Raw genomic sequence first — 18,797 nt, 5'->3', positions numbered from 1 at the left:
TAAGCTAAGCATAGCATGTACGTTCATTTTTTCTCGATGTTTTTGAGGATATTTGCTCGGGTTCAAATAAACGAAAAAGAGGCTGATCCGTAAGGATCAACCTCTTTCCTCATCAATGGAGCCTAGGGGGATCGAACCCCTGACCTCATCGCTGCCAGCGATGCGCTCTCCCAGCTGAGCTAAGGCCCCGTGAGCGACTATTTCATTTTATTAAAATGCGACCAAGCTGTCAATATCCTTCTCTCGAAAAAAATCATTTTCCTCATTTACCGGCAACCGGGGTTGCCGGTAAGAGGCAACTGCATCCGCTGCTTAAAGGGTTACCGCTGTGATTCTTGAGGTCGGAACGATAACCTGCCGACCCGATTCATCCATCAATTCGAGGGCATCGCTCTGTACGGCCATCAGCGTCCCGTACAGAGCGGAGCCGGATGTCTCGACCGTGATACGGCGGCCAATCGAGGCTGCGATCCGCTGCCGGGTAGCGGAATCCGGGAAGGAGGCGGCATCGAGCGCTTCTTCCAGATGCTCCACCCGGCTGGTCAGCAGCTCAAGCTCGGCCTGCAGCAAGCGAATTCGCCTTCGCAGCGGTTCGTGTAGCAGTAAGTGCAGGAGGGTCACTAGGATTCACCTCCCTTCAACCTGAGTCTTGTCTCTAGCAAAAGAGACAATATATCATATGAAGCTAGATTGATAGAGTTCGGGTGGGGCTTACTTTCCGGCGAGTACCCTTTATGTTATGCTGAAATCAGTTACTGAATCGTTGCTTAAGGAGAGGGATTGCTTATGATCAAACATATCGTCTTGTTCAAATTAAAAGATGCGTCTCCGGAGAGTATTGGACGTACGGTTGAGGTGCTGCGCGGTCTTCAGGGCAAAGTGGAGCAACTGAGAAGCCTGGAGGTGGGCACGGATGTGATTCGTTCCCCTCGATCCTATGACATTGCGCTGATTGCAACCTTTGATTCGCTTGCAGATTTGGAAGGATACCAGGTTCACCCGGAACACAAGAAAGTCATTGCGCATATGAACGAAGTTCGTGAAAGCCAGGTTGCTGTCGATTTCGAATTCTAGGTTGGACTGAAGGAGGAGAACCCCGTGTATTATGTGAACCGGGAACAGATCGAACGCCGGCTGGAGCTGGTGCCGGAATTGCTGCAGGCGTTCCGCGAATCCGTACAGTCCGCATCGCCTTTATTGGGGCGGTACGCCGAAGAACGGGCACTGCATCTCGCCATTGAAATCGTAACGGATGTGGGCAGCTATTTGATCGACGGCTTCATTATGCGCGACGCGAGCAGTTATGAGGATATCGTGGACATCCTGCTTGATGAGAAAGTGGTGGATGCTTCGCTGCATGCCACGTTGATTGCGCTCGTTCGCCTGCGGAAACCGCTGGTGCAGGATTATTTTGCGTGGGAGCGGCAGGAGGTTGCGGCGCTGAGAGAGCAGCTGCCTGAGGCTTTGCAGGAATTTTCCGCAAACGTACTAAAGTACTTAGATCAGGAAGGCGTTTGATTTTCGGACGGACAAGCCCAAAAATAATTCCTACCAGGTGTGACCGGACAGACCATTACTGCTTATAATGCATTATCGATATGGGCATTCGCGGAGAGATGCCGAAAAGGAGAGATGAGTCGTGAGCAAAGGGAACAAGGGTTGGTTATGGGGTGCTGCCATCGGTACGGTTGCAGGTGCGGTAACGGCGCTGTTATTTGCCCCTAAAGCCGGGAAAGAGCTTCGGAAGGATATTGCCGACGGCGCACGCCAGGTTGGCGAGAAAACGCAGGAAGTTGCCGGCAAAGTATCGGAGCAAAGCACCGTGATTGTGGGCAGAGTGAAGGAAGCCGCTGGAGGCCTGATCAGCGAAATCCAAAACCTCCGATCCGCGAAGGACGTCACTGTAGTGGAAGAGGTTGCTCAAGTGTCTGAATTTTCGGATGAAGAGCAGCCTGTGATCGAAGAAGAGACGGTTGTTCTTAGCGTTGTGACAGGGGAAGAAGCAACAGAAGACGGCGAACTGGAAGTTGCAGCTTCGGAGGCAGCAGCAACGGCCGAGAGCGAAGAGAACAAATAACGCTCAGTTATTTGTTACCCCCAGCGATAGCCCGAAAAAGACCCTAGACGGGTCTTTTTCCCGTTTAATCGAACATTGCGGGTTTTCTTGCACCGCAAATTAGGTTAAGATTTAGGTACCCTTTGCAGACCGGAGTCATAAAGTAACGAGAGGGAATTTAAACTAAACATGAAGGATGCGGTATGTTCGTGCAGCAAGCTATCGCTATACTAGACTCGGGAGTGGGAGGCCTTACTGTCTGCAAGGAAGTGATGAGGCAGCTTCCCAGAGAGAAAATCATTTACTTCGGAGATACAGCCCGAGCTCCCTACGGTCCAAGATCGCCCGAAGAAGTCCGCTTGTTTACCGAGCAAATCGTCGATTATTTGATTCAATTTCAACCCAAAATGATTGTGATCGCTTGTAATACGGCGACGGCAGCTGCGCTCGATTTCATTAAAGCGAAGGTCGATGTCCCCGTGATCGGCGTGATCCACCCCGGTGCAAGAGCGGCGATCAGCGCCACGAAAACGGGGAAGATCGGGGTGATCGGAACGGTGGGAACGATCCGAAGCGGAGCTTATACCGCGGCGTTACGGGAGCTCAATCCGCAAACCGAAATCGTCAGCGAGGCTTGTCCCGAGTTCGTCCCCCTGGTCGAACAAGGGTTGTATGAAACGAAGGAAGCGCTGCACGTCGTGCAGCAGTCGCTGCGGGGGATGAAGCAGCATCCGATCGACTGCCTGATTCTAGGTTGTACTCATTATCCCTTCCTGAAAGACCCGATTCAGCAAGTGATGGGCTCCAAGGTGAAGCTGATCAGTTCTGCGGACGAAACTGCGAGGGAGATCAGCACGGTACTGCACCAGCGCGGTTGTCTGGCTCGCGGAAGCCGCCTCCCGGTGCATCAGTTCTTCTGCAGCGGGGATGCGGAGATGTTCCGCAAGATCGCCCGCCAATGGCTGGGAGAACAAATCGAGCTCACGCCGATCGTTTGGCAGGTGTCTAGCCCGGCAGGGTAGGGAAGATATAAAAAAACCTTTGGCGGGTTGCTCCCGACCAAAGGTTTTTTTGACCACGGCCTGACGGCTTTACGGGGTTTCCTCTGCGGGGCGCAGGATTTGGATGGCACCGGGATCCGCCGAAGCATTCAGCGGCGTGGCGGCAACTTCTTCCCCGTCACCCAAGGCGAGGCGGGGGATCGGACTGGAGACCGTTATATTTCGGCCCCTCAGCATCGTGACGAACGAAAACTTCGTATGAGCCCCAAACAATACGGTTGGAAATAATAGCAGCAGCTTCAGCTTCGAGCAATCGTGGACGACGCAAAGATCAAGCACGCCGTCCCCTGGCCTTGCGCCCGGGCAGATGGACAGTCCGCCGCCATAGCTGTCGACATTGTTGATGGCCGTCAGCCAGGCGGATTCGAATCGGTAGGCGATCCCGTCGCAATCAACGTTTAATGGACCGGGCCTATAGCTGAGCAGGGTGTGGAAGATGCCGATGATATAAGCCAGCCTGCCAAGACCCAAGGCATTGCATATTTTCTTATAGCGGCTGCGGTTGACGTTCCGGGCAACTTCGGCGTCGAATCCGACAGCCAATGCGGTCAGCGTGCTGCGACCTGAGACGGCGATCAAATCGGCCGATTCCGGACGGCCGTGCAGCATCACGTCCAGCGCGGCAAGCGGACGACGCGGGAGGCCGAAGCCGCGAGCGGTGTCATTGCCCGACCCGGCTGAGAATACGGCCAGCGGCACCCCGGAGTGGCGCAGCGCAGGCAGGAGGCTGTGGATCGTGCCATCGCCGCCAACAACACCTACCGCCTTCCAGGCCTGCTGGCTGGATAAGCGCTCCTGAAGAAATGTATGCGCTTGCTCCTTGCTGTCCGTGAGGGCATGCTCGTATGGGATGCCGCGCCGGCGTAGCTGTTTGCTGATTTTGTTCCAGGTTCGGCGGCCTTCGCCGTTCCCCGCATTCGGATTTACAATAAACAAATACATGATGACTCCCCTATCTATGTTGGCAGCGCCGTAGCGGCGTAATTTCAGTCTACTGAATATTGCAATATTTGAAAATCAAAATTTTACGAACCTCGGAGATGGACGAAAGGAGTGAAGGCCGTGCAATTGATCGCCATGATTACCATGCTGATCGACCATGTCGGGCTGCTGTTTTTTCCCGGAGAAGTACTGTGGCGGGTGATCGGGCGGATTGCCTTCCCGCTCTATGCCTACGCACTGGTTCAGGGGCATGTGCATACCTCCAATTACCGAAAATACGCATTTCGGTTGTTTCTGATTGCGGCCCTATCGCAAATCCCTTATCAGCTGGCTTTCGATACGAACGGATTAAACGTTGTGGCGACCTTGCTGGTCTCTTCTTTGGTGCTTCGTATGCTGGATTCGGTCAAACCGGGTCCGCTGTCCGCGGTCATTATCGCAAGCTGTTGTGTGATCATGGAAGTGCTCCCGTTCGACTACGGAGCTTACGGGTTGCTGCTGGTGCTGATCTTCAAATATGCCGGCCAAGGAAAAGCGGTGGCGATGCACCTGGTATTAAATCTCGTTTATCTGTTCGCTTACGGCTGGGTGATCCAATTGGCCAGCATTGTGCCGACGATCGTGATTGCTTACGGCCCCGGGCTGTGGCGACAGCTCGAAGCTTGGCGGCTTCCGCGCTGGGTATGGAGGGCCTTCTATCCGGCGCATTTGGCCGTGTTGGCGCTGCTGGTGTACCTGCTGTAACGGCTTGTAACGGCTGTAACGGCAGAATCAGGGTGTCCCGGATCTTTTGCCCGGACGCTTTGCACGATTATCCCCTTTGATCAGAGCCGATTCCTGGAAAGGAATTCGCCTTGCTCCGTAATGCCAACCCCCACTGAATGAAAGGGATAATCGTGCAAAGGGCAGCATGAGGGACATCCAAGGTACGCCGTCAGGCGTTTTTTTGCGCCATGAAACATGCTAAAATAGGGTATCCTAACCGGGATAGCAAATTTATGGCCCAAGGGCAGGCAGGGAGGAATGGAGATGAAATGGAAAAGCTGGTGGTCGCTTCGTCGCTGGTCCCATATTTTTCGCCGGACTCTTCCGCTGTTGACTTCCGGCCAAGTCCCGTTCACCGACAAGCTGTTGTTAGTTGTTCCGGCGTTACTCTATTGGGTTCTACCGGATGTACTCCCCTGGATTCCGATTGATGACATGGCGGTGACGATGCTGCTGATGAACGGGTTCGTGACCCGGACGGAACGGAAATTTCCGGGAGTTTAAATGCCTCGGCCTTGCTTGTTGGGCGGCGTTTCTTTACAATAGGAATGTTAGGAAGCCATTTTTTGAGATAGGAGAGATCATATGAACGTCAAAATTACCCGCAATGCGGCGAAAGTGATACAAAAAGAATTGGGCAAGGAAGAGAACCAGGGAATGGCGCTGAAGGTATTCATTACGCATTCTCACGGCGATCACGCCCACTATGGCCTGGATTTGGCCAAGCCCGCCGAAGGCGACCAAATCGTCAAAACGGACAAGGACATCGATGTGATCGTGGAGGGCACCGACCCATTGCTCGACGGCTTGAAGATCGATTATTTGTATTTTCCGGAGGAAGGATTCGTCATTACCAACCCATCCAAAGGCAATCACGGGGATCACTAAGCTTTAGCTAACGATAAAGAAGGGACCTGGCATGGCTAACGATATTCGGATTTGCGATAAATGCAATCATATCCGCATGAAGACGTTTGTACCGAAGTTGCAAAAGCTCGCGCCGGACGCCGAGATCAAAGTCGGCTGCAAATCTTATTGCGGTCCGTGCGGCAAAAGAGCATTCGTATATATCAACGGCAGATACGTCAGCGCACCAACGGAAGAAGAGGTGCTGGCCAAGGCTGCACCGTTTGTGAAGAAACCGAAATCATAAAACAACGGGCTTATGAGCCTCTGAAATCCGGGCCGATTGATGATGTCGGCTTAACGATTACCGCCGGGGCTTTATGCCCCGGCGGTTAATTAGAGTAGCAGCCACCAAATGCCAAAGTGCATGCGATTTTCGTCGAATTTCCCCGAGACGGACACCTCACCTGTAAAAGTGCAGTTCATTTCCGACTCTTATCCCCTTTTTTTATCGAGAAGCCCTTAAGAGATGTATTTATACATTTGATTGGTCAGTATCAGGTAGAATTAGTCTAGTCACCTGCACATTTGCATTTCGTGGGAAGTAGCATCCGTGGGTACGTTATCCCCCCACTCGTACCATATCCTTCCGCCGATACACGCTATAAATCAGTCCGATGGCCGCCATTTGGGCCAGCAGACCGCTTCCTCCGTATCCGATCAAGGGAAACTGTACCTTCGAGACAGGCAAGATCCCGAGCGACATCCCGACGCTCCAGGCGAATTGAACAGCGAATAGAGAACCGAGGCCGGCAATGAGCATTTTTCCGTAATTTTCTCTTACTGTCATGGCCGCCTTAGCCAACTGGTAAATGAACAGCAGGACACCTGCTAAAACGATAAGGCCGAATGTCCAACCCAGCGTGTAGATCAGGTAAGTAAACAGGCTTTCCGAATGAATGGCAGGCAGCTCTTGCATCGGCAAGCCGAAGCCGTGTCCCTGCCATCCGGCCGAACGGACGGCCTTCTCGATTTGTAAATAGATATAGCCTGCCCCCTCCGGATCCCGATTTCGGAGAATAAATCCGAACAGCCGGTTCTGGCCGCCATCGCTTAGCAGTATCGGCAGCAAGAAGGCCGCTGTAACGAGGGAAAGGTACGCCGTAACCCAACGCCAGCCCTGCCTTGAAAAGCACAGCATGAGGGAGAAGGTGACGGCATAGAATATCAGGTTTGCAAAGGACGGAATCGACGCGAACAACAGCAAGGGGAGGATGCCGAACACAAAGCTCATCCACAAAGTGTTCCGGTGTGCTTCAACTCTCCGGGAAAAATATCCTGCCGCAGCAACGGTGAAGAGATACGGACATAGCGCCGTGAGGTTGATCCCGCCTAGGATATAACCGCGCGCTCCGTTAATCTGCTGACTCCCCAAGTGCGCGGCCAGGATAAGCATCACCGACAGTCCGTAGATCAGCGAGGAATAGCCGGACAATTTCCGGTAATGGATCCGGCTAAGCGCGAATAGAACCGCCAATCCAAGCCCCATAAAAATCGTTTGTCTAACGAACAAATCGGCGTCGGACAAAAATCCGTTTCCGGCATTATAGCTAAGCTGCACGGCATATACGGCAATCAGCGCTATCGTCAGCAGCAGCGCAAGGGTGCATAGCAGGGCCCATGGGATGCGCGGTTTGTGCACCCGGTTTAATCCCTGCGCAACCGATTCCGAGTCGCCCATCCGGGCAATCGCCCGCTGCGCAGCCGTATCTTCGTCCAGCCCTTCGGCCCGCATGGACTCCCATAGCTCGTCCAAGTGGCCGGATAGTTCCTCTTTGATCTCTTGGCACAACTCACGAGCTTTCACTTGTCCGCATACCCGGTTGACGTACTCCTGCAGCAACGGATGCAATGGACGCATCATGCCGGTCCCTCCCCGAGTACACGATTCACGGCTCCGGCGTATAGTCGCCATTCCTGCTTTTTCTCTTGAAGCTGGCGTTTGCCGCTGTCCGTGATCCGATAGTACTTGCGCTTCCGTCCCTCGGCTTCCTCCCAATAGGACTCAAGCCAGTGTTCCGTCTCCATCGCGTGAAGAATCGGATAGAGCGTCCCCTCCTTCAAATCGAACACGCCTTCTGACATAAGTTCAAGCTCTTTGATGAGTTGGTAACCGTACAGTTCCCGCTCGTTCAGAAGGGTGAGGATCAGCATGCCGGTGCTCCCTTTGAGCAGCTCTTTATTTACTTTCAAGTTGGCACCACCTTCCATAATCATACCCGTATTATACATAGAATTTTTATGCATAGCAAATCTAGGTATATGGCGAGAAGTTTCCCCCGCTGACGTTTTCTTTGATAAAATAAATGCAGTCTTTCCATTTTCGGTTATCGAATACATGAACGGAGGAGTCGAATCATGGGAGCGATTCAGGAACGGGTGGCGGAGGTAGCGCGGTACCGGGCTGAGCGAACGGCCAGAGAGGACTTCGGCGAGTTTTGGAGCCGGACGCTGGAGCGGTTTGCGGCCAAGCCGCTGCATGACCGCCGGGAGTCCGCGGATACGTTGATGCAAGGGGTTGCCGCACACCGCGTAAGGTTTGAAGGTTACGACGAGACGCCGCTGTACGGCTGGTTTTTGGTTCCGAGCGGCGGGGAAGGGCGAGACCGCAAACTTCCTTGCCTGGTGGTTTACCAAGGATACCAATGTCATCGGGGAATTCCGGAAAATTATGCGGTTTGGCTGCAGATGGGGTACGCCGTTTTTGCGGTGGACACGCGCGGGCAATCGGGAGAAACGGGGAATCGCCTGGCCTCTGACCGGGGCATCGTCAAAGGATGGATGACGCAAGGTTTACTGGAGCCGGAGAAGTTCTACGGCCTGGCGATGACGATCGACGCTTGGAAGGCGTTGCAGTGGGTGAGCGCTCAACCCGAGATCGACGCAGAGCGGATCGGGGTGTACGGAACAAGCCAGGGCGGAGGATTGGCTTTGCAGATGGCGGCGTTAAGCGAGGTCCCGCGCGCGGCGGTCGCCAATGTCCCGAACCTGTGCCATCTGGAATTCGCTTTGATGAATTCAACCGGCTCCGTCTCGGAAATCGCCGAATTCGTCAATCGCAACCCGGGAACGTTGGAGCAGGTGCTTATGACGCTGAGTTATTTTGACAATCTGAATTTGGCTGAAAAGATCAATATCCCCGTGCTGTATTCGGCGGGCTTCAAGGATTTGATCTGCTGGCCGGAGACGATCGCTGCGGCGTACAACCGCAATCCCGCAGGTGGCAAGGAACTGCTGCTTTACCCGTTTATGGGGCATGAGGAAGGGCCCGACGAGCATCGGTTGAAGGCGTACGCTTTTTTGCACGAGCATTTGCGGCCTTGAGGGGGGCGTGGGAGGTTTCGTTTTCCCCCTTCCGTCTCGGGCGGGCCGGCACTACGATCTTCCGGGCTGCCCCTGGCCCGTTTAAGTTGTCTTGGAGTAAGTGCGCAGAAACTGGCGAGGGGACATGCCCTCGGCTTGCTTGAACGCTTTGCTGAAGGAGTAGACGTTGCTGTAACCGACCTTTTCGGCGATTGTAGACAAAGACAAGCGGTTAAACATCATCAGTTCCTTCGATTTCTCGATCCGGTAGCGGATTTGGAACTGATGGGGCGTCAGGTCGAACGTCTGCTTGAAAATACGGGAGAAATGGAACACGCTGAGGCAAGCGATCTTGGATAACGTCTCCAGCGGAACCGTTTCGTTGTAATGCTCCATAATATAGGTGACCGCCCGCTCCATCGCGCGCTGATGCATGACGAGATGCACATTGTCGTTTGCTTTCAGCCCTTTTTGCAGCAAATAAAGGATGCGCAGCACCAGCGATTTCTGCATCAGCGGGTAGTCGGCGTCGCGCCGCTCGTAGGCATGGATGATCTGCATCAGCGTTTTGTGCACCTCGGCATGGTTGCCGATGCGCAGTACGTTGGGAAAGCCGAAGACCGTCCCCAGAATGTCGGGCCGGAGCCAGGCCAGTTCTTCTTCAGTGCATTCGCTGCGATTTTTGAAATTGATCGGTACCTGTTCGAAGTCCTCGTAATACAGCACGTCAAAATGAATGTGCGGCATCCAGCACTCCCCCCGCGATTCCATGAATTCGTGCTCCAATCCCGGTTTGAACAGCAAAATATCCCCGGGCTCCGCAACGAACGTTTCGTTCTCCACGCGGAGGGTGAGTTCCCCTTTTTCCATATACAGCAGCTCGTAGTCAAAAATGATGCGAGGCGTCAGCCTCATCTCGTCGACCCGGTGATTCCAGGCTCTCCGAACGTTGGGCGACAGGCGATGAATTAAATTCTGAAGCGTCATAGGCTGATTATTCATCCGTTCCTCCTGTATAGCAAGATTGGAAGCAAATCCCCCAGCCACAATAGCAAGAATGGATAAAAAATCACAAATCCCAACATAGAACCAGGCAGGAGGATCATGTAAAATTCAAATATGTAATCGCTTACAATCATATCACGGTTAACACCGAACCGAAAGGGGGGCTTAACGTGGCGGAAGCAAAGCCGACGATTGGGACCGGGCGAAGGAGCTTGCTTATACGGAATCTGCAATCGATTGCAGATATGAGGAAGAGTCATCTTATCGGCAGCTTTGCCCTGAGAGGATGCCAAGAAGGGGAGAATCACCGATGCGCAGCTTGCCATTGATGTTGCTTTCCGCGCTGCTCCTGTTGACCGCTTCCTGCGACAGGGATTCTTCCAGGCTCCCGCAAACGATCGCTCCCGCGGGGGAGACGTTTATTTTGAAAAGCACCGCCGATCTGCAGCAAGTTGCCCAATTGACCGGCAAGGATTCGCTTAACCGTACGGATCGGTATGCCGTCTACGGAACCGACTTAGGTTCAATGTTCACGATGGGAGACCAAACCTACTTCGTCTTCGGGGACACGTTCGGTGAAAGGCCGGAAGGGATGACGGGAGGGGGCGGCAGCTTTTGGCGATCCAACGTCATGGCTTACAGCTCGGATTCCGATCCGTCCGACGGGATTACGTTTGACGGGATGATTACGGATGAGGTCGGGTTGGCCAAAGAACTGATCCCGTCGAAGAAGCTCGATTACGACGAAATGACCGTGATCCCTACGCACGGTTTGGCCGCAAACGGAGCCATGTACCTTTACTTTATGTCGGTCCAGCATTGGGGGGATCCGGGAGAGTGGGACGTTAATTACTCCGGAGTGGCAAAATCGGAGGACGGCGGGGAGCATTGGTCGGTCGTGGATGGGCTCCAGTGGCCGGGAGACAGCGGGTTTATCCAAGTGAGTCCGTTCAAAATCGGGGACGGCGAGGAGGCGGAAATCTATTTCTGGACGATCCCGTCCGGCCGTTTCGGCGGCATCAAGCTGATGCGGGTCAAGGAACAAAGGATCGAGGACTTTGGCAGCTACGAATATTTTGCGGGTGAAGACGAGCGGGGACAACCGAGATGGAGCAAGGAGCTGGACCAAGCCAAGCTCGTGGTGGACGACACTGTCGGGGAACTGTCGGTGATCTGGAATCCGGGGTTGGAGCGGTGGCTGATGACGTATTTGAAGGAAGGCCAGGGTGTCGTCCTCCGGGAAGGCCTAACCCCCTGGGGACCTTGGGGCGACGCGCTCGATTTGGTTCCGGCAGCCGATTTTCCGGGGTTGTACGCGCCTTTCATGAATGACCGGTATCTTGCGGACAACGGGCGGACGCTCTATTTTGCCTTATCGCTGTGGGATCCGTATAACGTGTTCTGGTTCAAAGCCGCGCTGGAGGAAATCGGCCCCGGCGATTGAGCCCTGTGGGCTCGGTTCTTACAGGTTTAAGCGCCGTAAGGCGTTTAAATAGAAGTTTTGCCGAATAAAAAAGGGAGGTTAACCGAATGAAACAGCGTCGTTTGAAAGGATGGTCATGGACATTGGGATCGCTGCTGATCGTAGCCCTGCTCGTTACCGGCTGCGGGGGCGCGGGGAACGGCGGGAATGCCGCTTCGGGCGGAAATGCGGAAACGGCAGGCGGAAACGCCGCCGAGGAACCGACAGCCGGCGGTAACGCAGCTCCAAAAGAGAAGGTCAAGCTCGAGTTTTGGGCCAATAAGTTCGAGGAGACGACCGATGCCTGGTTCAAGAAATGGACGGACGAATTCAACAAGACGCATGACGATATCGAAGTCAAGCTGACGATCGTGCCGGGTGACGCCTGGGCGCAAAAGCTGAAAGCGGCGCAGGCGGCCGGCAAGGCGCCCGACGTGATGACGATGAACTACAGCAACCTCGCGCCGTCGGCGAAGCAAAGCCAGATTTTGCCGCTGAACGATTATCTGGACCCCAGCTTGTTTGACGACCTGTACGACAATATCAAAGGTTTCGTCACGGTGGACGGCAAGTATTACGCGTATCCGAAGCTGGTGGAACCTTCGGCGGTGCTGTATTACCGGAAGGATCTGTTCGAGGCCGCCGGGCTGGATCCCGCCAAACCGCCGGTGACGTGGGCCGAGTTAATCGATTACGGCAAGAGGCTGACCCAAAACGGCGTGTACGGCGTATCGATCGCCCAAACGGCACCGGACCTCGGCTGGTCGAGTTGGGGCCTGCAATATAATGCAGCCGGGCATCTGCCGATCACGGACGACTGGTCCAAAGCGGATGTCATGGACGACGGTTACAAGGAGCTGCTGAACTTCTACAAGACGCTGTACCAGGAAGGGATCATGCCGAAGCAGCAATTGGCCGGTTACGCCGACGCGGCGCCGTTCGGGCAAGGGAAGACCGCGATGCAGATCAGCGGATCGTGGTCGATCGGCTTGTTCCGCAACGAATACAAAAACATGCTGGATAAAATCGGCGTTGCCCCGATGCCTTCGATCGACGGAGACCTGACGAAAACGACCGCCACCCTGGGCGGCTGGACGCTGGTCGTCGACGGTAAATCCAAGCATCCCGAAGCGGCTGCGGAATATATCGGCTGGCTGCTGGCCGGGGATCCGAACATCATGATCGACTTCTTCAAAACGAGCCAATTCTCCAAGTTCTCGCCGCGCAAATCGGTGGACGAAGCGATGAATCAGGATCCCGACGCGAAAAACGACGAGTGGCGCAAGCTGATCTCCGAGAAGATTGTGCCTTATTCCGAAGCGGAGCCGGTATATCCTTGGGACATCAGCATGTTCTTCGCGACCGCGATCGAAAAGGCCATGAAGGGCGAGGACGTCGATAAGGCGCTGGCGACTGCGGAGAAAGAGATCAACAATTTCATCGAGAAGCAGAAGCTGGCAGGGACGAACCCGAGAGCTAACGGCGGTGAGTAAAGATGCATCGTTCCCGTTCCAAGCCTCGTTATGACAACAAAGTGGCATATGCCATGCTGCTGCCGATTCTGGCGCTGCTCACCGTGTTCGTGATCATTCCGTTTGTGTATGCCATCCGGGTCAGCTTCTACGATTGGAGCTTTTACCAGGATTCGGTTTACGTCGGGTTCCGCAATTTCACGAACGTATTAACCGACCCGTTGTTTACGAAGTCGATCCTGATCGGCCTCCGCTTCTCGCTGATGGTCGTTCCGGTCCAATTGGTGCTGGCCTTCCTCTTCGCCCACGTGATCAAAGGCATGGGAAGACGCGGGTCCGGGTTCGTGAAAACGTCGATCTACATTCCGACGATCATCTCCGGCATCATCGCATCGATCGTCTTTGCATTTATTTACGATTACGACGCCGGTCTGGCCAATTATCTGTTCGGGTTGGTCGGACTGGAAAAAATAGCTTGGATCGCCGACGTTCGAACGGCGCTTGCGAGCATCGCGGTGCCGGTCGTATGGCTCGGCTTCGGGATTACGACGCTGATCATGCTGGCCGGATTGCTTGACATCCCGGAGAGCTACTACGAAGCGGCCGAGCTGGAAGGGGCCGGCGGTCTGACGAAAATGCTGCGGATTACGCTGCCTCTTCTGAAAAACGTGATTTTGTATCTGCTGATCACCGGCTTCACCGGGGCCGTCCAGCAGTTCGAGCTGCCGCTCGTCATGACCGGCGGTGGTCCGCTCAACGAGACGCAAACGCCGAACCTGTACATTTTCAACCATTTCCGGAACGACGTGCTGGTGGGCCACTCCATCGCTTCGGCGCTGCTGCTGTTCCTCGTGCTGGGCAGTATCTCCGCGATCATTTTCAAAGTGCTGAATTCGGATAAAGCGGTGGACGGTTAAAAATAACCCGGATGGAGGACGAAGAGACGATGAGTAACAATCAACGGTTCGGCAAAATCGTCCTGTATGCCGCCGGGATCCTGGTCGCCTGCATCGCATTGTTTCCTTTGCTGTGGATGGCGATCGCCGGATTCAAGGCCAAAACGGAGGTGCTGTCCACGCCGTTCCGGTTTTTCCCGGAGCGGTGGCTGGTCGAAAATTACATCTCTATCCTGCAGGACAATATGTTTCTCAAATCGATGATCCTAACGTTTGGCGGGGCGGTGTTGTTTGCCGTGTTAAGCCTGGCGATCAACGCCTCCGCCGCTTATGTGTTCGCCCGTCTGGAATTCCGCTTCAAGCGGGTGCTGTGGGTGTACGTCATCATGACGATGTTCATTCCCGGCATGGCGATCCTGGTGACTTCGTTTATCGTCGTAACCAAGCTGCAGATGCTGGATACGCTGGCCGTACTCGTGTTGCCGGGCGTCGCTTCCGCCGGACACATGTTTTTCATCAGACAGTTCTACCTCAATATTCCGCTGGCGCTGGAGGAAGCGGCTTTGATCGACGGAGCGGGACGCTTCAAAATTTTTACGCATATCTTTCTGCCGATGTCGTATCCGGTTTTCGTCATCGTCGGCATCGGCTCGTACCTGGGCTACTGGAACGCCTTCGTTTGGCCGACGATGACGATTACGAACGTCAACCTGTTTCAAATCATGCAGTATCTGGCCACGTTCCGTTCGGAGCGCGGCACGGAGATGGGAATGCTGATGGCCGGATCGAGCCTGGCGGCCGTGCCGACCATCGTGCTCTTCCTGATCTTCCAGAAATACATTATTCGCGGCATCAAAATCTCCGGGTTGAAGTAACGGCGGCGAAAGGAGGAAGTTCTGCGTGATCGAATTGGAAAATTCCCGGCTGTACGTGGGACTTAGCGAGGAGAACGGTGCGATCGTTTCCCTGCGCGATAAACTGAACGGACGGGAATACATCGAACCAAGCGGCACCGGAGGGGACGTCTTTCGGCTGGAGACGGAAGACGGTACTTCGGGCGGGTTCCGCGAATTTGCTTACGAGGTACGGCAGGGCGAGGGGTTCCTGGAGTGCCGGCTCCGCTGGCATAGCCAGGCAGGGCCGGTGGTTGCCGGGACGCTCCGGTTGCGGGAAGATGCGGATCAACTGGAATTTCGCTGCGGGGTGGACAACGCTGAGGACGGACCGCCCGTCCTCAGCTTGGAGTATCCAATCCTATCGGGTCTCGGGGCGATCACGGACGGAGGCGAGGACGACTTTGTCGTCCATAGCTTTGCCACGGGATTTCAGGTCCGAAATCCGCTGAAGCATTTCCGGCCTGACGGAATGGGCTTCCGTTACATGCCTTATCCGGAGAGCTTCTCCGGCGCGGCGATGCAGTTCTTCGCCTATTACGGCAAGGGGCGCGGCGGTTTGTATTTTGCGGCGCTGGATCCGGACGGTTACGCCAAGTGGCTCAACTTCTACAAAAACGAAGGCGGCCGGCTGGAAGCGTCCTTCATTCATGCCTGCGAGGACATCGGTCCCGGAAAGGGCATCGAGGTTCCTTACGTGATGGAGGTGCAACTGCTTCGCGGGCAGGGCTGGCCTGAGGCGGCCGGCCTCTATAAGGCTTGGGCCGTTCAGCAGCCGTGGTGCGCCAAAGGAACTTTGGCCGAACGGCGCGACCGCAGCGACGCGGAGCTATTCCGCTGGTTGCACGAGGAGGCTGGCGCGGCCACGTTTGGCGTCAACGCCGGTTACGACCGGACGAAGTGGCTGCGCAAGTACCGTGAGCGGATCGGGACGCCGCTGTTCCATATCCTCGGTCCAGATTGGAGCAAAGCGCCGCAAACGTTCGGCCGGGGTGTGCCCGGCGGCTATGACGACTGGTTCCCGACCCGCTTCAACCCGGACAACATCGCTTGCATCCGCGAGCAAGGCGACCGGTTTGCTCCATTCGAATTCGACTATCTGTTCAATTTCGCCGGGGCGGACGGGGAACGGGCCAAAACGGCCGCTCAACGGTTCCCGGAGGACAAAAAGAGCATCGACGCTTACCGGTTCCCGTTCCTCTGTCCGGCAGCCCCCTTTACCCGGGAGCTGCACCAGCGCCGGGACGAAACGCTGCAACGGGAAGCGGACGTGGACGCGATTTATTACGACATTTCGGCGAACAACATCCTGAAGACATGTCACGACGCAAGCCACGGCCATCCGGTCGGCGGGGGCAAAGCGATCACCGATGCGTATCGGCTCAATTACGCCGAGACGAAAGCGGCGATGGAGCAGGCGGCGGGACGATACGTGCCGATGGGCACGGAAATGATGAACGAAACGTTTCTGGACGTGCTCGATTTCTACCAGGCCCGCGCCGGCGGTCAACCGGCCGCCCCGTTGGAGGGTTACCCGTTCCGGGACCTGCTGAAGACGGGGGACGCGGAGCTGGTGCCGCTGTTTGCTTACGTGTACCACGAGTACGGTCCCGTCAGGCTGGACGGGTGGGGCAAGCTGACGGCGGAAATCGGCGACCTGTTTTATTTCACGGTGGCGCGAACGTATTTGTGGGGCGGGCTGTATGAACTCAATTATGAATACAGCCCGATGGAAGCGTTGGACGGCGTGGAGAACGGGAGCGACGAGCATTACGCCGCGTTCGAGCCGCGGGGGTACGCTTTTGCGGAGGAACGGGCGGATTATCTGAGTCTGTTTGCCGCGTTGCGAACCGGTGCGGGCAACAAGTATCTCGCTTACGGCGAAATGCTGCCGCCGCTTTCCCTCGATGCCGGTCGGGTGACGCTGGACTGGTTCCACTACAACCACGGGATCGGTTCCCTGGAGTATAACGATGCGGGGAGCCTAAGCGTGGAAAGGATCGTGCATGCGGCATGGAAATATCGCGACGAAAGCGTCGGGTTATTTTTCGCCAACGTGGGCGAGGAGGTTCGGGAAGTGGCGTTGTGCCCGGACGATCTTCCCGTGGCCGGACCGGTCATGGAGCTGCGCTGCCACATGTATTCGCCGGGCCTGGAGCGGCGGAAGCCCGAAACCGTCCATGCGGATGCCCGGGAGCTCAAACTGACGATTCCCCCGCGTAGCATCGTGTTGCTGGAAGCGATGCTGCATCCCGTGAAGCCTACGCGTGAAGAGTAATATGCGGCCAGGAGATTCGCGGCGCGACGGAACGTAACAGATCGGATCGTAACAGATCGGATCGTAACAGATGCAACGGATTGTAACGGTCGTAGCTGATTAGATCGGATCGCATCGCAACGGATCACATCGAATCGCATCGGATCGCATCGCAACGGATCACATCGCAACGCAACGGGTCGGATCACATCGCATCGAATCGCAACGGGTCAGATCACATCACATCACATCGAATCGGATCGGATCGCATCGCATCGCAACGGATCGCGGCGGTCGCAACGAATGTAACGGAACGTAGTGACCTTATGTTCGTATTTCCCGGCAATTTCCCGCTGTAACGGAATCCAGAGACCTTATTGGACCCTTACGGTGCCCCATTAGCCGCTTTTGGCCGAAATAAGGTCTCCTAGTTCCGTTAGAATCGGAAGCTGCCCCCAAGGCAGTGAATAGCGCCTCTGGCTTCCGTTAGCTTGCTAGTGGAGTGCGGCAAGTAAAAAGTTGGGATAGCTGCTTAAGATCGCCGGTAGAAAAACTTACGCGAGTGAGCCTATAGCGGAAGTTTATGGCGCTATATTTGGGAGATCACTGCATTCTGTACGATTCATTGAAAAATAGGACCATAATGTTCCGCTATTTTTCGAATGAACACTATTTATCAGGGAGAGAGATGACCATGAACCCATTTAACGGACTGGATCTAGGATTAGGCAATTTGTACCGGATGTCGCCGGCGAAGACGCGTTCGATCAGCGCGGAGAACTTTACCGGCGCCAAAGGCCAAGGCGGCATGGCCACCGAAGGCACGGGGGCGGAGTGCGCCCGCGACCTCGGCCAGGGCTGGAAGGTATCGCCATCGGTGAACATCGCGCCGGGGCAGACTTTGACGGTGGCGGACATCGACGGGCCGGGAGCGATTCAGCATATCTGGCTGACCTGCTTTCCGGACAGCTGGCGGCATCTGATTTTGCGGATGTACTGGGACGGGGAGAGCGAACCGAGTGTGGAAACGCCGCTGGGTGATTTCTTCTGCAACGGCTGGTGCGAGCGCAGCAACGTCAACTCGCTGCCGGTGGCGGTCAATCCGGCCGGGGGGATGAACAGCTATTGGGTGATGCCGTTTCGCCAAAAAGCCAAAATCACGGTCGAAAACCGGATGGGGTCGCCGGTCGTCTTGTATTATCAAATCGACTACACCTTGACCGAGGTCCCGGACGATGCCGCTTATTTCCATGCCCAATGGAGAAGAAGCAACCCGGTTCGCTACAAGGACGTGCACGTGCTGTTGGACGGCGTCCGCGGCAAAGGCCACTACGTGGGCACTTATCTGGCCTGGCAGGTGAACAACAACGGCTGGTGGGGCGAAGGAGAGATCAAGTTCTACATGGACGGGGATCAGGATTATCCGACCATTTGCGGCACGGGTACGGAAGACTATTTCGGCGGAGCGTGGAACTTCGAGCAGCCGAAAGGGGAATACGCCTCCTTTTCCACGGCGTACTTAGGTCTCCATCAGATCATCAAGCCGGACGGCTTGTACCGGAGCCAGCAGCGTTTCGGCATGTACCGCTGGCATGTGATGGACCCGATCCGCTTCGAAAGCGATCTGCGCGTCACGATCCAGGCGCTGGGCTGGCGGTCCGGCGGTCGGTATTTGCCGCTGCAGGACGATATCGCCTCCGTCAGCTATTGGTATCAATCGGAGCCGCATGCGGCTTACCCGAAGCTGCCGGATAACGACGGACTGGAAGTCATTTAAGC

Annotated in this window: 20 protein-coding genes and 1 tRNA gene; 15 read left to right on the top strand and 6 right to left on the bottom strand. The window is 55.4% G+C overall.

Annotation, left to right across the window (positions count from 1 at the left end; genetic code table 11):
• Window positions 1-116: 116 nt before the first annotated feature.
• Together BN3795_RS20060 and BN3795_RS20055 are read right to left on the bottom strand one after the other, a co-directional pair.
• A tRNA-Ala gene (locus BN3795_RS20060) sits at window positions 117-189 on the bottom strand.
• 123 nt (window positions 190-312) lie between these two features.
• The gene (locus BN3795_RS20055; protein WP_068786471.1) at window positions 313-621 is read right to left on the bottom strand and encodes a hypothetical protein; all 309 of its coding nucleotides are present in this window, start codon (window positions 619-621) and stop codon (window positions 313-315) included.
• A 165-nt stretch (window positions 622-786) separates the two neighbouring features.
• Between BN3795_RS20055 and BN3795_RS20050 the strand changes: the two genes are divergently transcribed.
• The 4 genes from BN3795_RS20050 to racE all read left to right on the top strand — a co-directional run bounded on the left by BN3795_RS20050 (window position 787) and on the right by racE (window position 3,078).
• Window positions 787-1,074: a Dabb family protein gene (locus BN3795_RS20050; RefSeq protein WP_068786470.1), complete on the top strand. Its 288-nt coding sequence runs from the start codon at window positions 787-789 to the stop codon at window positions 1,072-1,074.
• A gap of 24 nt (window positions 1,075-1,098) precedes the next feature.
• Window positions 1,099-1,518: a DUF86 domain-containing protein gene (locus BN3795_RS20045; protein WP_068786469.1), complete on the top strand. Its 420-nt coding sequence runs from the start codon at window positions 1,099-1,101 to the stop codon at window positions 1,516-1,518.
• Window positions 1,519-1,639: 121 nt separating this feature from the next.
• Entirely contained in the window at window positions 1,640-2,077 is a 438-nt protein-coding gene (locus BN3795_RS20040) for a YtxH domain-containing protein (protein ID WP_068786468.1), read from the top strand.
• A gap of 182 nt (window positions 2,078-2,259) precedes the next feature.
• Window positions 2,260-3,078, top strand: coding sequence for a glutamate racemase (gene racE, locus BN3795_RS20035; protein WP_198524781.1), 819 nt, complete (start codon window positions 2,260-2,262; stop codon window positions 3,076-3,078).
• 69 nt (window positions 3,079-3,147) lie between these two features.
• On the opposite strand, the gene BN3795_RS20030 is transcribed toward racE, so the two are convergent.
• A complete protein-coding gene (locus BN3795_RS20030; protein ID WP_068786467.1) occupies window positions 3,148-4,059 on the bottom strand; it encodes a diacylglycerol/lipid kinase family protein in 912 nt (303 codons plus the stop codon).
• Window positions 4,060-4,179: 120 nt separating this feature from the next.
• On the opposite strand from BN3795_RS20030, the gene BN3795_RS20025 reads away from it, so the two are divergent.
• The 4 genes from BN3795_RS20025 (at window position 4,180) to BN3795_RS20010 (ending at window position 5,977) form a co-directional block, all read left to right on the top strand.
• Window positions 4,180-4,803 carry a TraX family protein gene (locus BN3795_RS20025; protein WP_068786466.1) on the top strand — a complete coding sequence of 208 codons (624 nt, stop codon included), beginning with the start codon at window positions 4,180-4,182 and terminating at the stop codon, window positions 4,801-4,803.
• 285 nt (window positions 4,804-5,088) lie between these two features.
• Window positions 5,089-5,328: a hypothetical protein gene (locus BN3795_RS20020; RefSeq protein WP_068786465.1), complete on the top strand. Its 240-nt coding sequence runs from the start codon at window positions 5,089-5,091 to the stop codon at window positions 5,326-5,328.
• A gap of 81 nt (window positions 5,329-5,409) precedes the next feature.
• Window positions 5,410-5,712, top strand: coding sequence for a heme biosynthesis protein HemY (locus tag BN3795_RS20015; RefSeq protein ID WP_068786464.1), 303 nt, complete (start codon window positions 5,410-5,412; stop codon window positions 5,710-5,712).
• Window positions 5,713-5,743: 31 nt separating this feature from the next.
• Window positions 5,744-5,977 carry a DUF1450 domain-containing protein gene (locus BN3795_RS20010; RefSeq protein WP_068786463.1) on the top strand — a complete coding sequence of 78 codons (234 nt, stop codon included), beginning with the start codon at window positions 5,744-5,746 and terminating at the stop codon, window positions 5,975-5,977.
• Window positions 5,978-6,292: 315 nt separating this feature from the next.
• Here BN3795_RS20010 and BN3795_RS20005 read toward each other — a convergent pair whose 3' ends face one another.
• Together BN3795_RS20005 and BN3795_RS20000 are read right to left on the bottom strand one after the other, a co-directional pair.
• Window positions 6,293-7,594, bottom strand: a complete 1,302-nt coding sequence (locus BN3795_RS20005) for an FtsW/RodA/SpoVE family cell cycle protein (protein WP_068786462.1) — start codon at window positions 7,592-7,594, stop codon at window positions 6,293-6,295.
• Window positions 7,591-7,923: a PadR family transcriptional regulator gene (locus BN3795_RS20000; RefSeq protein ID WP_068786461.1), complete on the bottom strand. Its 333-nt coding sequence runs from the start codon at window positions 7,921-7,923 to the stop codon at window positions 7,591-7,593. The genes BN3795_RS20005 and BN3795_RS20000 overlap by 4 nt, the downstream gene beginning before the upstream one ends.
• Window positions 7,924-8,088: 165 nt before the next feature.
• Here BN3795_RS20000 and BN3795_RS19995 point away from each other — a divergent pair, with 165 nt between their 5' ends.
• The gene (locus BN3795_RS19995; RefSeq protein ID WP_068786460.1) at window positions 8,089-9,054 is read left to right on the top strand and encodes an acetylxylan esterase; all 966 of its coding nucleotides are present in this window, start codon (window positions 8,089-8,091) and stop codon (window positions 9,052-9,054) included.
• Between the two features lie 81 nt (window positions 9,055-9,135).
• Here BN3795_RS19995 and BN3795_RS19990 read toward each other — a convergent pair whose 3' ends face one another.
• Complete coding sequence (locus BN3795_RS19990) at window positions 9,136-10,035, bottom strand: AraC family transcriptional regulator (RefSeq protein WP_068786459.1); 900 nt, start codon at window positions 10,033-10,035, stop codon at window positions 9,136-9,138.
• Window positions 10,036-10,348: 313 nt separating this feature from the next.
• Between BN3795_RS19990 and BN3795_RS19980 the strand changes: the two genes are divergently transcribed.
• From BN3795_RS19980 to BN3795_RS19955, 6 genes are all read left to right on the top strand, one after another.
• Window positions 10,349-11,482, top strand: a complete 1,134-nt coding sequence (locus tag BN3795_RS19980; RefSeq protein ID WP_232729989.1) for a DUF4185 domain-containing protein — start codon at window positions 10,349-10,351, stop codon at window positions 11,480-11,482.
• An 86-nt stretch (window positions 11,483-11,568) separates the two neighbouring features.
• On the top strand, window positions 11,569-12,993 hold the full coding sequence (locus BN3795_RS19975; RefSeq protein ID WP_068786456.1) for an ABC transporter substrate-binding protein: 1,425 nt from the start codon (window positions 11,569-11,571) through the stop codon (window positions 12,991-12,993).
• A 2-nt stretch (window positions 12,994-12,995) separates the two neighbouring features.
• Window positions 12,996-13,889: a carbohydrate ABC transporter permease gene (locus BN3795_RS19970; RefSeq protein ID WP_068786455.1), complete on the top strand. Its 894-nt coding sequence runs from the start codon at window positions 12,996-12,998 to the stop codon at window positions 13,887-13,889.
• A 29-nt stretch (window positions 13,890-13,918) separates the two neighbouring features.
• Window positions 13,919-14,743: a carbohydrate ABC transporter permease gene (locus BN3795_RS19965; protein ID WP_068786454.1), complete on the top strand. Its 825-nt coding sequence runs from the start codon at window positions 13,919-13,921 to the stop codon at window positions 14,741-14,743.
• A gap of 25 nt (window positions 14,744-14,768) precedes the next feature.
• A complete protein-coding gene (locus BN3795_RS19960; RefSeq protein WP_068786453.1) occupies window positions 14,769-17,039 on the top strand; it encodes a DUF6259 domain-containing protein in 2,271 nt (756 codons plus the stop codon).
• Between the two features lie 673 nt (window positions 17,040-17,712).
• Window positions 17,713-18,795 carry a glycoside hydrolase family 172 protein gene (locus BN3795_RS19955; protein ID WP_068786452.1) on the top strand — a complete coding sequence of 361 codons (1,083 nt, stop codon included), beginning with the start codon at window positions 17,713-17,715 and terminating at the stop codon, window positions 18,793-18,795.
• Window positions 18,796-18,797: the final 2 nt, after the last annotated feature.

This window comes from Paenibacillus phocaeensis (assembly GCF_900021165.1).
In the GTDB taxonomy this organism is placed as follows: domain Bacteria; phylum Bacillota; class Bacilli; order Paenibacillales; family Paenibacillaceae; genus Fontibacillus; species Fontibacillus phocaensis.
Note: the sequence above shows the minus strand (reverse complement) of the source record. Positions and strands in the feature narration are given on the sequence as shown.

What these genes read in the sequence shown, in the direction of transcription:
- BN3795_RS20050 (WP_068786470.1), top strand. Translation starts at nt 787, where the DNA reads ATGATCAAACATATCGTCTTGTTCAAATTAAAAGATGCGTCTCCGGAG.
- racE (WP_198524781.1), top strand. Translation starts at nt 2,260, where the DNA reads ATGTTCGTGCAGCAAGCTATCGCTATACTAGACTCGGGAGTGGGAGGC.
- BN3795_RS20030 (WP_068786467.1), bottom strand. Translation starts at nt 4,059, where the DNA reads ATGTATTTGTTTATTGTAAATCCGAATGCGGGGAACGGCGAAGGCCGC.
- BN3795_RS20020 (WP_068786465.1), top strand. Translation starts at nt 5,089, where the DNA reads ATGAAATGGAAAAGCTGGTGGTCGCTTCGTCGCTGGTCCCATATTTTT.
- BN3795_RS20015 (WP_068786464.1), top strand. Translation starts at nt 5,410, where the DNA reads ATGAACGTCAAAATTACCCGCAATGCGGCGAAAGTGATACAAAAAGAA.
- BN3795_RS20010 (WP_068786463.1), top strand. Translation starts at nt 5,744, where the DNA reads ATGGCTAACGATATTCGGATTTGCGATAAATGCAATCATATCCGCATG.
- BN3795_RS20005 (WP_068786462.1), bottom strand. Translation starts at nt 7,594, where the DNA reads ATGATGCGTCCATTGCATCCGTTGCTGCAGGAGTACGTCAACCGGGTA.
- BN3795_RS19995 (WP_068786460.1), top strand. Translation starts at nt 8,089, where the DNA reads ATGGGAGCGATTCAGGAACGGGTGGCGGAGGTAGCGCGGTACCGGGCT.
- BN3795_RS19990 (WP_068786459.1), bottom strand. Translation starts at nt 10,035, where the DNA reads ATGAATAATCAGCCTATGACGCTTCAGAATTTAATTCATCGCCTGTCG.
- BN3795_RS19980 (WP_232729989.1), top strand. Translation starts at nt 10,349, where the DNA reads ATGCGCAGCTTGCCATTGATGTTGCTTTCCGCGCTGCTCCTGTTGACC.
- BN3795_RS19975 (WP_068786456.1), top strand. Translation starts at nt 11,569, where the DNA reads ATGAAACAGCGTCGTTTGAAAGGATGGTCATGGACATTGGGATCGCTG.
- BN3795_RS19970 (WP_068786455.1), top strand. Translation starts at nt 12,996, where the DNA reads ATGCATCGTTCCCGTTCCAAGCCTCGTTATGACAACAAAGTGGCATAT.
- BN3795_RS19965 (WP_068786454.1), top strand. Translation starts at nt 13,919, where the DNA reads ATGAGTAACAATCAACGGTTCGGCAAAATCGTCCTGTATGCCGCCGGG.
- BN3795_RS19955 (WP_068786452.1), top strand. Translation starts at nt 17,713, where the DNA reads ATGAACCCATTTAACGGACTGGATCTAGGATTAGGCAATTTGTACCGG.